Source organism: Pseudomonas sp. NPDC087639 (assembly GCF_044743385.1).
Taxonomy (GTDB): Bacteria; Pseudomonadota; Gammaproteobacteria; order Pseudomonadales; family Pseudomonadaceae; genus Aquipseudomonas.
Window position 1 is genome coordinate 1 of record NZ_JBIUWI010000051.1, and the last position, 12,686, is coordinate 12,686.

13 protein-coding genes and 1 pseudogene are annotated in these 12,686 nt (G+C 59.6%); 11 read left to right on the forward strand and 3 right to left on the reverse strand.

The window, feature by feature from the left end; all coding sequences use genetic code 11:
• From ACIOVB_RS19840 to ACIOVB_RS19865, 6 genes and pseudogenes are all read left to right on the forward strand, one after another.
• Positions 1-525: pseudogene (locus tag ACIOVB_RS19840) on the forward strand (amino acid--tRNA ligase-related protein); the annotation flags it as partial.
• A gap of 105 nt (positions 526-630) precedes the next feature.
• Positions 631-1,344 carry a TetR/AcrR family transcriptional regulator gene (locus ACIOVB_RS19845; RefSeq protein WP_187680886.1) on the forward strand — a complete coding sequence of 238 codons (714 nt, stop codon included), beginning with the start codon at positions 631-633 and terminating at the stop codon, positions 1,342-1,344.
• A gap of 29 nt (positions 1,345-1,373) precedes the next feature.
• Positions 1,374-1,928: a hypothetical protein gene (locus ACIOVB_RS19850; RefSeq protein WP_401270600.1), complete on the forward strand. Its 555-nt coding sequence runs from the start codon at positions 1,374-1,376 to the stop codon at positions 1,926-1,928.
• Positions 1,929-1,961: 33 nt separating this feature from the next.
• Positions 1,962-3,239 (forward strand): flavohemoglobin expression-modulating QEGLA motif protein, encoded by a 1,278-nt coding sequence (locus tag ACIOVB_RS19855; RefSeq protein ID WP_187680881.1) that lies wholly within the window; start codon positions 1,962-1,964, stop codon positions 3,237-3,239.
• Positions 3,240-3,305: 66 nt separating this feature from the next.
• A complete protein-coding gene (locus tag ACIOVB_RS19860; RefSeq protein ID WP_401270603.1) occupies positions 3,306-4,211 on the forward strand; it encodes an alpha/beta hydrolase in 906 nt (301 codons plus the stop codon).
• Positions 4,208-4,537, forward strand: a complete 330-nt coding sequence (locus tag ACIOVB_RS19865; protein ID WP_401270606.1) for a hypothetical protein — start codon at positions 4,208-4,210, stop codon at positions 4,535-4,537. The genes ACIOVB_RS19860 and ACIOVB_RS19865 overlap by 4 nt, the downstream gene beginning before the upstream one ends.
• A 138-nt stretch (positions 4,538-4,675) precedes the next feature.
• On the opposite strand, the gene ACIOVB_RS19870 is transcribed toward ACIOVB_RS19865, so the two are convergent.
• The 3 genes from ACIOVB_RS19870 to ACIOVB_RS19880 form a co-directional block, all read right to left on the reverse strand.
• Positions 4,676-5,464, reverse strand: a complete 789-nt coding sequence (locus ACIOVB_RS19870; RefSeq protein ID WP_187680878.1) for an OmpA family protein — start codon at positions 5,462-5,464, stop codon at positions 4,676-4,678.
• Between the two features lie 55 nt (positions 5,465-5,519).
• Entirely contained in the window at positions 5,520-5,924 is a 405-nt protein-coding gene (locus ACIOVB_RS19875; RefSeq protein WP_187680877.1) for a DUF4398 domain-containing protein, read from the reverse strand.
• A gap of 364 nt (positions 5,925-6,288) precedes the next feature.
• On the reverse strand, positions 6,289-6,633 hold the full coding sequence (locus tag ACIOVB_RS19880; RefSeq protein WP_401270610.1) for a pilin assembly protein: 345 nt from the start codon (positions 6,631-6,633) through the stop codon (positions 6,289-6,291).
• Between the two features lie 213 nt (positions 6,634-6,846).
• Here ACIOVB_RS19880 and ppc point away from each other — a divergent pair, with 213 nt between their 5' ends.
• From ppc to ACIOVB_RS19905, 5 genes are all read left to right on the forward strand, one after another.
• Positions 6,847-9,477, forward strand: a complete 2,631-nt coding sequence (gene ppc, locus ACIOVB_RS19885; protein ID WP_401270612.1) for a phosphoenolpyruvate carboxylase — start codon at positions 6,847-6,849, stop codon at positions 9,475-9,477.
• Positions 9,478-9,778: 301 nt separating this feature from the next.
• Positions 9,779-10,426, forward strand: coding sequence for an adenylate kinase (adk, locus tag ACIOVB_RS19890; protein ID WP_401270615.1), 648 nt, complete (start codon positions 9,779-9,781; stop codon positions 10,424-10,426).
• A 93-nt stretch (positions 10,427-10,519) separates the two neighbouring features.
• The gene (gene tsaB, locus ACIOVB_RS19895; protein WP_401270617.1) at positions 10,520-11,194 is read left to right on the forward strand and encodes a tRNA (adenosine(37)-N6)-threonylcarbamoyltransferase complex dimerization subunit type 1 TsaB; all 675 of its coding nucleotides are present in this window, start codon (positions 10,520-10,522) and stop codon (positions 11,192-11,194) included.
• Between the two features lie 307 nt (positions 11,195-11,501).
• On the forward strand, positions 11,502-11,810 hold the full coding sequence (locus ACIOVB_RS19900; protein WP_007908889.1) for a hypothetical protein: 309 nt from the start codon (positions 11,502-11,504) through the stop codon (positions 11,808-11,810).
• Positions 11,810-12,670 carry a DUF72 domain-containing protein gene (locus ACIOVB_RS19905; protein WP_187680872.1) on the forward strand — a complete coding sequence of 287 codons (861 nt, stop codon included), beginning with the start codon at positions 11,810-11,812 and terminating at the stop codon, positions 12,668-12,670. The genes ACIOVB_RS19900 and ACIOVB_RS19905 overlap by 1 nt, the downstream gene beginning before the upstream one ends.
• The last annotated feature ends 16 nt before the right edge of the window (positions 12,671-12,686 follow it).

Sequence of the window (12,686 nt, forward strand, 5' to 3'; positions counted from 1 at the left end):
TCGATCCTCAAGTACAACCCTGAGCTGTCGGCCGATGACCTGAACGACATCGACAAGGCGCGCGCCATCGACAAGAAGGCTGGGGCCTAGGTGCTGGGATTCGAAGGTCTGGGCAAGCTGCAGGTGATGATTTTCGAAGAACTGGTCGAGCACAAGCTGGAACAGCCGCACTTCATTACCCAGTACCCGTTCGAAGTGTCGCCATTGGCCCGTCGTAACGATGACAACCCGAACGTCACCGACCGTTTCGAGCTGTTCATCGGCGGCCGCGAAATCGCCAACGCCTACTCCGAGTTGAACGACGCGGAAGACCAGGCCGAGCGCTTCATGGCGCAGGTGGCCGACAAGGACGCCGGCGACGATGAAGCCATGCACTACGACGCCGACTTCGTTCGCGCGCTGGAGTACGGCATGCCGCCAACGGCCGGTGAAGGGATCGGCATCGACCGCCTGGTGATGTTGCTGACCAACTCGCCGTCGATCCGCGATGTGATCCTGTTCCCGCACATGCGACCGCAAGCGTAATCGTTTCAGTTAAAAAGCCGCCTAAAACAGGCGGCTTTTTATTGCCCGTCTGGTACAAATGTATCAATTGGTTAATTTTGAAATAGCAGAGGAAGTCCTGTCGTGATGGTTGCAATCGCTCAAGAAGGTGCAGCGGGTATCGCCACTGCGGTCGCTGAAAGTGTTCAGTACCAGGGCCGCAAGGCCAGCCGACAGGGAAGCGAACAGCGTCGCCAGGACATTCTCGACGCCGCGATGCGTATTGTCGTGCGTGACGGCGTGCGCGCTGTACGTCACCGTGCAGTAGCTGCGGAGGCCGGTGTGCCGCTGTCGGCCACCACGTATTACTTCAAGGACATCGATGACCTGCTCACCGATACCTTCGCCCAACATGTTGAACGCAGCGCCGCGTACATGGCCAAGCTGTGGATCAACAATGAAGGCCTGTTGCGCGAGATGGTGGTCAGTGGCGACGGCAGCCCGGAATCGCGCTCGCAACTGGCCGACGATATAGCCCGGCTGATGGCTGACTACGTGCATCGGCAACTGGTCAACCGTCGCGAGCACTTGATGGCAGAGCAGGCCTTCCGTCAGGAAGCGCTGCTCAACCCGCGACTGGCGATTCTGGTGCGCTCCCATCAGCAGATTTTGCTGCAGGGCACCTGCCAGTTGTTTCAGGTCCTGGGCTCGCGTGAACCGCAGCAGGATGCCAAGGTGTTGACGGCGATTATCGGACGGATGGAATATCAGGGCCTGCTCAACGACGCCGAGCCTTTGGCCGAAGAGGAGATGCTCGGCATTCTGACGCGGTATATGCATTTGGTGCTGGCGTCGGTGTAACGCAATGGTGGGTTCATAGGGAGTATTGAATGAAAGCCTGGCGTGGCGTGCTGATCGCCCTGTCGTTCCTGCTGCTCAGTGGCTGTCTGGTGACTTTCAAGGAGCCGCCTCCTGCCAGTGACCCTGCGCCCAAAGGCCTGCTCGGCAAATGGTCGGGCATCAATGCCTGGGGCGAGCCGATGAGCCTTGAGCTGACTCGCGTCGGCAACGACCGCTATCAGGCTGTCACCTACTTCAAGGCCAAACCCCGCGAGCGTGAGGCTTACCCCTTTACCGTCTCGCACCATGGCAGTCGCTGGTATCTGTCGGCGAAAGTGCCGGGGCGGTTCGGCGGCCACTACACCATTGCCGGGTTCGAACTCACCGACAAACGCGAACTGGTGGTGTACAACCTCGATCTCGAACAGATCAATCAAGCGATCCAGCATAAAGCCCTCGACGGTCAGGCCTTCCAGACCGACGATGGCGACGGCGTGCAGGTCGACAGCAACCTCGACAAGGTCTTTGCTTACCTCGACGATCCGGCCAATTCCGATGTCTTCGTCGAAGCGGTGCGCTATCAGCGCCAGAACAGCGCCAAATAATTCAGTACGTCAGATTTTCTACAGGAGTTTCGGGTGGACGATTACCAGCAGTCGATACGCATATTGTCCGATCGCATTGTGCTGGCGCAGACGCCGATCCGCGTGCTTGATGCGGTCAAGTGGGACGAGAACGTGCGCAAGGGCTTCCTCAAGGCCAAGGGCAAGGAAATGCCGGCGGTAGACCGCGACTACTACCTCAACCGGCCGCTGTCATTCGATTCGAGCAAGGTCAAACTGGAGTTTCAGAACATCGAGCGCGACATCACTCGTCAGCTCGGCCAGTTCAACCCGGTCGGCCAGATCATGCGGCGCATGTGCAAGGAATACCGCATGGTGGTGCGCATGCTTGAAGCGCGCGGCACCGAGGATTTCGGCCTGATTTCCCAAGAGCTTTACGGCGCCGCTTCCGATGCTTTTCACGCGGGTGACCCGACCCTGGCTGACCTCGGCCTGATGATGTCCGACTATCTGAACAACATCGATGGCCGTGGCGACCTGAAGGACGAGCCGAAAATCCTCACCGCCAAGGACGCCGTGCACCTGCTGCAAACGCGGCTGAACAAGGTGTTTGGCGAGGCCGAGGAAACCATCCGCGTCTTCGAGTCCGACGGCATCGTCGCCGACGCGGCGGCGGGCGCCGATTACATCAAGATCCGCACCGATGCGATGTTCAACGACCGCGACGTGCGTGCTCTGGAAGTCCATGAAGGTTTGGTACACGTAGGCACCACGCTGAACGGTTTGAACCAGCCAATCTGCACCTTCCTGTCCAAGGGCCCGCCCTCGTCGACGGTGACCCAGGAAGGTCTGGCGATCCTCATGGAAATCATCACGTTTGCCTCCTATCCGAGTCGTCTGCGCAAACTGACCAACCGCACCCGCGCCATTCACATGGTCGAGGAGGGCGCGGACTTCCTGCAGGTGTTCGAGTTTTTCCGCGAGCAGGGCTTTGAAATGGCGGAAAGCTATGGCAACGCCAGTCGGGTTTTCCGTGGATCGACGCCGACTGGTCTGCCATTCACCAAAGACTTGTCCTACCTCAAGGGCTTCATCATGGTTTACAACTACATTCAGTTGGCCGTGCGTAAAGGCAAGCTTGAGCAGATCCCGCTGTTGTTCTGTGGCAAGACCACGCTGGAGGACATGAGAACGCTGCGCCAGTTGGTGGATGAAGGATTGGTGGTGCCGCCCAAATATCTGCCAGACCAGTTTCGCGACTTGAACGCGTTGTCGGCGTGGATGTGCTTCTCCAACTTCCTCAACCATTTGAGCCTGGATCGGATCGAAGCGGATTATTCCAACATCCTCTAGGCGAGCGAAAATCTCCTACAGGTTTGATCTGTGTTCCAACCCGAATCTTTTGCGAGGTTTCACCGGATGAGAATCCTCGGCATCTTCTGCCTGCTTCTGAGCCTCGGTGGTTGCAGTTCGCTGTTGTTCTACCCCGAGCCGGGCCAGGTCTTCACCCCGGAAAAAGCCAAGCTCGAATACCGCACCGTCACGCTGATAACGGCGGACGGATTGAAGCTCAACGCCTGGTGGCTCCCGGCCAAACCGGGTGTGGAGGTCAAAGGCACGGTTCTGCACCTGCACGGCAACGGTGGCAACCTGCCGATGCACCTGGGCGGGAGTTGGTGGCTGCCGAAAAACGGCTATCAAGTGTTGCTGGTGGACTATCGCGGTTATGGCCTGTCCGAGGGCGAACCGAGCCTGCCGGCGATCTATCAGGACATCGACGCCGCATTCGCCTGGCTGGACAAGGCGCCCGAAGTCAAAGGCAAGCCGCTGATCGTGCTCGGTCAGAGCCTCGGTGGTTCGATGGCCGTGCATTGGCTGGCGCAGCATCCGCAGCGGCAGAAACAACTCAAAGCCTTGGTGCTCGACGGTGTGCCCGCCAGTTACCGCAGCGTCGGCCAATATGCCCTCAGCACGTCGTGGCTGACCTGGCCCTTCCAGGTGCCGCTGTCGTGGCTGGTGCCGGATGGCGACAGCGCGATCAATTCGATGCCGCAGCTCAAAGGCGTGCCGAAACTGATTTTCCACAGCATCGACGACCCGCTGGTACCCATGTCCAACGGCATCCGTCTGTATCAAGCTGCGCCACCGCCGCGCGTCTTGCAACTGACCCGAGGCGGCCATGTGCAGACCTTCGGCGATCCGGTGTGGCGTCAGGTCATGCTGCGCTATCTCGACGATCCCGAGCATTTCAACGGCCTGCGCCGCCTCGGCGAAATCCCGAATTACCCGCAACCCCCGAATTCTGAAGATGAGAGTCCGCAATGAGTGAAGAACGTAACGCCATCCCGCTGATCATCACCGGTATCTGCAGCATCCTCGGCACCGTCGGGGCGCTGTGGTACTACGGCTACCTGCACTTCGCCAAACCCGAGGATGCGTTGCTGCTCAACGAATTCACCATGCTCAAGACCGTGCCGGGTGAGGATTACAAGATCTCGCTGAATCCGGCCCCGCAAGTGGCGCAGTGCATTGATGGGGTGCTGGTGTTGTTTGATACCGAGCAGAAGGGATTGACCGGTGTGTTGATCAACGCACAGAAGAAGGCTGTGCGGTGCATGGGCGAAGAGACGCCGCAGAAACTGGAACCTTAAAAGCAAAAAGATCGCAGCCTTCGGCAGCTCCCACAGGGAACGTATTCCAATGCAGGAACTGCTGAAGGCTGCGATCTTTTGATCTTAAAAAGCCCCGCCTGATCACTCAGGCGGGGCTTTTGCGTTACTGCCTACAGCTTAGTTCGAGCTGACAGCCGAACGTGGCATCACAGGCTGGTTGTCGTTGGAAATGGTCACTTCCACACGACGGTTCATCGCACGGCCCGAGACGCTGCCGTTATCGGCAACCGGGTATTCCTTGCCGTAACCCTGAACCACGATGCGCGAAGGATCTACGCCCATTTTGATCAGTGCTACCTGTACCGACGTCGCACGACGCTCGGACAGCGACTGGTTGTAGTTCGTTGCGCCAGTGCTGTCGGTATAGCCTTCGACGATCACTTTGCGATCAGGGTTTTCCTGAAGGAATTGCGCCAGTTTGTTGATGTTTACCAGACCGCTGGATTTCAGGTCAGCCTTATTGGTAGCGAACAACACGTCACCGAAAGTCACCAGCGTACCGCGATCGGTTTGCTTGGCATTCAGGCTGTCTTGCAGCTGTTTGATCTGCTGGTCGCGAGCATCCAGACGCGCCTGGGCACGTTGGGCGGCGGCGTTCTTCAGGTTGTTTTCAGCGGTACGCAAGGCGATGGTCTGCTTGGCCACTTCCACACGCTGGTTGGTCAGGTAAGCCAGTTGGTCAACCTTGGCTGCGTCTTGCTTGTCCAGGTAAGCCTTGTCGGCCTTGTCCAGGTAATCGCTGGCGTCTTTGGTTTCCAGCGCTGCTACTTTGCTCGCCTGCGGGTTGGCTTGCAGGCCGGCGTAGTTGGTACGCGCCTGTTCCAGGTTCGGGTTAGGCGGGGTGGAGCAGGCAGCCAGGGCAACGCTTGCGGCCAGAAGAGCGGGGATCATCAGTTGCTTACGCATAATTTGTCGTCCTTTCAATCGATAAGAGTTTCAGCTTTGCGGTCGGGATGCGCGCTTATTGCACTGGGCGCTGACTTTCCTGACGCAGTTCCTGAACACCTTTCTGGGAATCCTTCACAGCCAGTTCGGCCTTGGCGGCTTGAGCCTTGCGTTCCGCTACACGAGCGTCCCATTCGGCTTGCTCGGACAGGCGACGGGCATCGTCATACTTCTTGTCGTGCATGGCGATTTCGGCTTCTTTCAGCTTGTCCTGCGCTTGCTTCATCTCAACGGCAGCGAACTCGGTACCGCCGGCGCTGACCGCGCTGTTGACCGCAGACTGGGTCACGGCGTACTGCTCGGTCGGTGGATTACCAGCGCAACCGGCCAGTACGAAGCTGGTGCCGATTGCCAGGGCGGCCAGTTTCAGACCGCGCAGGTGGGTAAACGAGGTTTGGTTTTTCATGGTCTTCAACTCCATTAGGCATCTCCTGAAAACAACTAAATCCATCCTGGTCGAGGAGCCGTAAGCGTCGTATGAAAGCGCGTTTTTGAAACGCTCGTTCCAGGCGTGGTTACAGGTTCCGACCGGCGGCGTTTTTCAAAAGTTCAGAAAAGATGGCCTATCGCCAAAAAAAACTTTGACCGAATGGACAAGGCTCTGGGACGGGAACTTTGGCGGATTGGAGTGGTACGCGCGGGGGAATACGACGTAGTTCTGGAGGAAAAGTACAGTCCCCGTGGGAGCGGGCTTACCCGCGATGAGGCCGTCAAATTCAACACATCTGTGACTGAACTGGCGCCATCGCGGGCAAGCCCGCTCCCACAGGTTTTTCCGTACTCATTCAGTGTTTCTGCTTGCCTTCAGCAGACGACAAATCATGCAAATGCCGCCGCGACAGCGCAAGAAAACGCGGTGTCGGCCCGACGTCTTCATACAACGGATCACCTTCCTCATCCGTGGCCACCACGGTCGAGCCTTTCACATACGGCAGGCTCGCTTCGAACTCTTCAAGCGCGGCACCGATCAGTTCGCCGAGCAGTTCTTCGGTTTGCCGCTTGGGGTACATCTCGGCAATCGCCGCCAGGCGCGCGGCGGCCTCGACGTCCAGATGAATCGTGTAGCCGGTGTCGGTCAGGCGACCTTTGGCGTTTTCTTCCCAATGCTGGGCGAGTTCACGGATTTTCATGATGACCTCATTTCGCGCCTGCGGGTGGCAGGCCTGGGTGAGTGTCCGGCGTAGCCGGCGGCAAGCCGTTGTACGGCTTACTGTTGAGACTAGCTTTCGCCCACAAGGTTTAAAGTCCCTTCGTCGCCTGCTTGTAAGAAGCGCCGTAGAGCGGCACTCTCTAGGTCATGCACTCGTTTCTAAGCCGCCCGGATGAACGCTGGAGAACCGCTGATGACCGATATTGATGCACGCTTGCGCGAGGATGTTCACCTGCTCGGAGAGCTGTTGGGCAACACCATTCGAGACCAGTACGGCGAAGGGTTTCTCGACAAGATCGAGCAAATCCGCAAGGGCGCCAAGGCCGACCGCCGTGGCTCGATGGACGCCGAACTGAGCGCCAGCCTCAATCAATTGAGTGAAGACGAATTGCTTCCGGTGGCGCGGGCGTTCAACCAGTTTCTCAACCTGGCGAACATCGCCGAGCAGTATCAGTTGATCCATCGTCGCGAGGCGTCGCAGCCCGCGCCGTTCGAATCCCGCGTGTTGCCGGAACTGCTGGCGCGCCTGCGCAACGAGGGCCACAGCGCCGAGTCGCTGGCGCGGCAACTGGCGCGGCTGGAAATCGAACTGGTACTGACCGCGCATCCGACCGAAGTGGCACGCCGCACGCTGATCCAGAAGTACGACGCCATCGCTGCGCAACTCGCGGCGCAAGATCATCGCGACCTGACCAGCGCCGAGCGCGAACAGATCCAGAGCACCCTGCAACGCCTGATCGCCGAAGCCTGGCACACCGAAGAAATCCGCCGCACCCGGCCAACTCCGGTCGATGAAGCCAAGTGGGGTTTCGCGGTGATCGAACATTCGCTTTGGCAGGCAATTCCCAATCACATGCGCAAGGCCGATCAGGCGCTACACGCCGCGACTGGTCTGCGTCTGCCGCTGGAAGCCGCGCCGATTCGCTTCGCCTCATGGATGGGCGGCGACCGTGACGGCAACCCCAACGTGACTGCGGCAGTGACTCGCGAAGTCCTGCTGCTGGCGCGCTGGATGGCTGCCGATTTGTACCTGCGCGATGTTGATCATCTGGCTGCTGAATTGTCGATGCAACAGGCCAGCGACGCGCTCAAAGCCAAGGCCGGCGACAGCGCCGAACCTTATCGTGCGGTGCTCAAGCAATTGCGCGAACGCCTGCGCGCTACGCGCAATTGGGCGCATGCCTCCCTCACGGCCAGCACGCCAGCCCCTGCCGATGTACTCATCAACAATCGCGATCTGCTCGATCCGTTGGAGCTGTGCTTCAACTCGCTGCACGAATGCGGCATGGGCGTGATCGCTGATGGTCCGTTGCTCGATTGCTTGCGTCGGGCAGTGACATTCGGCCTGTTCCTGGTGCGCCTTGATGTGCGCCAGGATTCTTCGCGGCACAGCGCGGCGATGACGGAAATCACCGATTACCTGGGCCTCGGTCGCTATGAAGACTGGGATGAGGATGCGCGAATCGCTTTCCTGACCCGCGAACTGGCTAATCGTCGCCCGTTGTTGCCGGCGCATTTCAAGCCATCCGCCGACACCGCCGAAGTGCTCAACACCTGCAAGGAAATCGCCGCAGCCCCAGGCGCATCGCTGGGGTCCTACGTGATCTCCATGGCGGGCGCCGCTTCCGACGTGCTCGCGGTGCAACTGCTGCTTAAAGAGTGCGGTGTGTTGCGACCGATGCGCGTGGTGCCGCTGTTCGAAACCCTCGCCGACCTCGACAACGCCGGGCCGGTGATCGAGCGACTGTTGCTGTTGCCGGGTTACCGCGCGCGGCTGCAAGGCCCGCAGGAAGTGATGATTGGCTACTCCGACTCGGCCAAGGACGCTGGCACCACGGCGGCAGCCTGGGCGCAATACCGCGCGCAGGAACGGCTGGTGGAAATCTGTCGCGAGCAGCAAGTCGAACTGCTGTTGTTCCATGGTCGCGGTGGCACCGTGGGCCGTGGCGGCGGCCCGGCTCACGCGGCGATTCTGTCGCAACCACCGGGCTCGGTGGCGGGACGCTTCCGTACTACCGAGCAAGGGGAAATGATTCGTTTCAAATTCGGCCTGCCGGACATCGCCGAGCAAAACCTCAATCTGTACCTCGCCGCTGTGCTTGAGGCGACGTTATTGCCACCACCGCCACCGACGCCGGAGTGGCGTCATCTGATGGACGAATTGGCCGCTGACGGTGTCAGCGCTTACCGCCAAGTGGTGCGAGAAAACCCGCAATTCGTCGAGTATTTCCGCCAATCAACGCCGGAGCAGGAGTTGGGCCGTTTGCCATTGGGCAGCCGCCCGGCCAAGCGCCGTGCCGGCGGCATCGAAAGCCTGCGGGCGATCCCGTGGATTTTCGGCTGGACGCAAACCCGGTTGATGCTGCCGGCCTGGCTTGGTTGGGAATCGGCGTTGAGCAAGGCGCTGGAGCGTGGCGAAGGCGAGTTGCTGGGGCAGATGCGCGAGCAATGGCCGTTCTTCCGCACGCGCATCGACATGCTGGAAATGGTCCTGGCCAAAGCTGACGCTGACATCGCTTTGTCTTACGACGAGCGTTTGGTCGAACCAGACCTGCTGCCGTTGGGCGCGCACTTACGCGACCTATTGTCGCAGGCGTGCTCGGTGGTACTCGGCTTGACCGGTCAGTCGCAACTGCTGGCACATAGTCCGGACACCCTGGAATTCATTCGCCTGCGCAATACCTACCTCGACCCGCTTCATCTATTGCAGGCGGAACTGTTGGCCCGCTCGCGGCAGCAGAATGTCGAGCAGGGCAGCCCGGTGGAGCAGGCGCTGCTGGTGTCTGTGGCGGGGATTGCCGCCGGTTTGCGCAATACCGGCTAAAGTTTTCTGCGCGGTGTGTGGCATCCGGCGTGAGTGTCGGGTGCTGCTCGGCCAGACGGGGAAAAGTGTGGGCAGGCGACAGTTAATGATGGGGTTGCGACTTGGTGCACCGCGTCGCAAGGTCGCCGCTAGCGCGGGTTTCTCCGACTTTGGGCGTCTTGTGTGGGCGCAGCCTGCTGTGTATCTTGATCAGCCTTTGGCCGTTTCTGCGGCCACGACCCGTATTTTTCAGGATTCGTCCAAAGTGGCGAATCCTTTGTTTTGTAAAAGCTTTTTATAAAAAAATTGAGGAGCACATCTAATGCGCGTCATTCTGCTGGGAGCTCCCGGGGCCGGTAAAGGTACTCAGGCTAAGTTCATCACCGAAAAATTCGGCATTCCACAAATCTCCACCGGCGACATGCTGCGTGCAGCGGTCAAGGCCGGCACTCCGCTGGGCGTTCAAGCCAAGAGCATCATGGATGCCGGCGGCCTGGTGTCGGATGACCTGATCATCGCGCTGGTCAAGGATCGTATCGCGCAATCTGACTGCGCCAACGGCTTCCTGTTCGACGGCTTCCCGCGCACCATTCCGCAGGCTGAAGCGCTGGTTACTGCCGGTGTCGAACTGGACGCTGTAGTCGAGATCGCCGTTGACGACGAAGAAATCGTTCAGCGTATCGCCGGTCGCCGTGTTCACGAAGCCAGCGGCCGCGTTTACCACGTCGTCTACAACCCGCCGAAACTGGCCGGTAAAGATGACATCACCGGTGAAGAACTGGTACAGCGCAAAGACGACACTGAAGAAACCGTGCGTCATCGCCTGTCGGTCTACCATTCGCAGACCAAGCCGCTGGTGGCTTTCTACGAGAAGCTCTCGGCTGCCAACGGCAAGCCGAAGTGCAGCCATATCCAAGGCGTTGGTTCGGTAGAAGCAATCACCGCCAAGGTGCTTGAAGCGCTGAGCTGAAAAGTCTGATCCGCTGCATCATCCTCGGCCCGCTTGCGGGCCGTAGTTGTTTATACTGACGCACTTTTTCCCCCACCTGTTTTGGAAACATCGATGAGCACCTTGCTGGCCCTGGACACCGCGACTGAAGCTTGCTCCGTTGCCTTGCTGCATGACGGCAAGGTCACGAGCCATTACGAGGTGATCCCGCGCCTGCACGCGCAAAAGCTGCTGCCGATGATCCAGCAACTGCTGGCTGACGCCGGCACCACGTTGCAAGCGGTGGATGCCATCGCGTTCGGTCGCGGGCCGGGGGCGTTTACCGGCGTGCGGATCGCCATCGGCGTGGTGCAGGGGTTGGCGTTCGCGCTGGATCGGCCGGTGTTGCCGGTGTCCAACCTGGCCGTGTTGGCGCAGCGTGCGTTTCGTGAGCATGGCGTGAGCCAGGTGGCAGCCGCCATCGATGCGCGGATGGATGAAGTGTATTGGGGCTGCTACCGCGAGGCAGCGGGGGAGATGCGTCTTGCCGGTGTCGAGGCGGTGCTGCCACCGGAAGTCGCGGCGCTGCCGGCCGATGCCAGCGGCGACTGGTTCGGTGCAGGCACCGGTTGGGGGTACGGCGAGCGCATCGCGGTCAATCTGACGGGTTCCGACGCCGGCATGCTGCCACATGCCGAAGACCTGCTGACCTTGGCGCGCTTCGCCTGGGAACGCGGTGAGTCGATCCCGGCCGATGATGCTCAGCCGGTTTACCTGCGTGACAAAGTGGCCACCCCCAAAGCCCGCTGACTTTTTATCAGGAGGGTTTTTTGTGGTGAGGGGATTTATCCCCGACCGGTTGCGCAGCAGCCGTAAATCCTGATCGTGCGGTTTCACTGGAAAAATGCAGAGGAGCGCTGCGCAATCAATCGGGGATAAATCCCCTCGCTACAAAGGCCTCTCCTGCTCAGCGGCTTATTCCAGACTCTGCCAATCGTCAGTTTCCAGCCCCCCGCTTTAAACCTTTTGCGCTTTATGTGTTCTAGTTATCACTCGGCAGTTTGCTAAGTCGGTCAAGTGCCGCTAAATTGCCATCATCGATACCGAGCATGAATTTATGCGTATAGACGGCCTTTCCTCTCAGTCCTACCCCATCAAGCGCAAGCCTCGCAAAGGCAATGTCGCGCTGGATGAATCCGTCGACGATATCGACGGCGAGCTGGAATTCCCGACCGAAGAGCAACTGGCTGCCCGCGCAGCCAAAGCCTCTGCACAACGCCTGAGCAACCTGCCTGCCCGTCAGCAAGACATGATCTACCACCGTGCGATGAAGAAGAGTGTGGCGATGGCGCTGGCCAGCTACCTCAGCACTGCCGGTTTTGTTGATTGGGATGCGGACGTGCTGGGCCTCGATCTGTATATCTGATGGCTCTGCCTTACTACCTCGGTTGCCCGTCCTGGAGCGAAAACGCCTGGCGCGAGTATCTGTACCCGGTAGACGCCAAAACTTCTGACTTCCTCGGCCTCTACTGCCAGGTGTTCAACGCCGTGGAAGGCAACACGACCTTCTATGCCAGCCCTTCGCCTGCCACCGTGCAGCGTTGGGCCGAGATCATGCCTGCGCATTTTCGCTTCACTGCCAAGTTCCCCGGTGACATCAGCCATAGCGGTGACTTGCGCGAGCAACTGACCGCCGCCGAAACTTTCCTTCAGTTACTCAAACCCCTCGGCGAGCGTGTCGCGCCGCTGTGGCTGCAACTGTCGAAAAGCTTCACGCCGCATCGGTTGCCGGAACTGGCGGCGTTCATCGATGCGCTGGACTGCCCCTTGGCGGTGGAAGTGCGCCACGAACAGTTCTTTGCCAAGGGTGAGAGCGAGCGGCTGCTCAACCGGTTGTTGCTGGATCGAGGTGTCGAGCGCATCTGTCTCGACCCGCGTGCGCTGTTCAGCTGTCTGTCGACCGAGTCTTCGGTGATTCACGCGCAATCGAAAAAGCCTCGGGTGCCGACGCGTCCGGCGGCGTTCACGCAGTTCCCGCAAGTGCGCTTCATTGGCCATCCCGAGCTTGAGGCCAACGATTCGTTCCTCGTGCCATGGGTAGCGAAAATCGCCGAGTGGATCGAAGAGGGCCGCACCCCGTATATCTTCCTGCATACCGCTGACAACCTGTTGGCGGCGAAGCTGGCGCAACGTTTTCATGCACAACTGATGCAACGTTTGCCTGGCCTGCCATCTCTGCCTGAGCTATACAGAGAACCCGCCGCGGAGCAGCTTGGCTTGCTCTGAGGCGCACTCGTTTTCC

Coding starts and splice junctions, on each gene's coding strand:
- adk (WP_401270615.1), top strand. CDS start 9,779: ATGCGCGTCATTCTGCTGGGAGCTCCCGGGGCCGGTAAAGGTACTCAG.
- tsaB (WP_401270617.1), top strand. CDS start 10,520: ATGAGCACCTTGCTGGCCCTGGACACCGCGACTGAAGCTTGCTCCGTT.
- ACIOVB_RS19870 (WP_187680878.1), bottom strand. CDS start 5,464: ATGCGTAAGCAACTGATGATCCCCGCTCTTCTGGCCGCAAGCGTTGCC.
- ACIOVB_RS19865 (WP_401270606.1), top strand. CDS start 4,208: ATGAGTGAAGAACGTAACGCCATCCCGCTGATCATCACCGGTATCTGC.
- ACIOVB_RS19850 (WP_401270600.1), top strand. CDS start 1,374: ATGAAAGCCTGGCGTGGCGTGCTGATCGCCCTGTCGTTCCTGCTGCTC.
- ACIOVB_RS19905 (WP_187680872.1), top strand. CDS start 11,810: ATGGCTCTGCCTTACTACCTCGGTTGCCCGTCCTGGAGCGAAAACGCC.
- ppc (WP_401270612.1), top strand. CDS start 6,847: ATGACCGATATTGATGCACGCTTGCGCGAGGATGTTCACCTGCTCGGA.
- ACIOVB_RS19880 (WP_401270610.1), bottom strand. CDS start 6,633: ATGAAAATCCGTGAACTCGCCCAGCATTGGGAAGAAAACGCCAAAGGT.
- ACIOVB_RS19845 (WP_187680886.1), top strand. CDS start 631: ATGGTTGCAATCGCTCAAGAAGGTGCAGCGGGTATCGCCACTGCGGTC.
- ACIOVB_RS19900 (WP_007908889.1), top strand. CDS start 11,502: ATGCGTATAGACGGCCTTTCCTCTCAGTCCTACCCCATCAAGCGCAAG.
- ACIOVB_RS19875 (WP_187680877.1), bottom strand. CDS start 5,924: ATGGAGTTGAAGACCATGAAAAACCAAACCTCGTTTACCCACCTGCGC.
- ACIOVB_RS19860 (WP_401270603.1), top strand. CDS start 3,306: ATGAGAATCCTCGGCATCTTCTGCCTGCTTCTGAGCCTCGGTGGTTGC.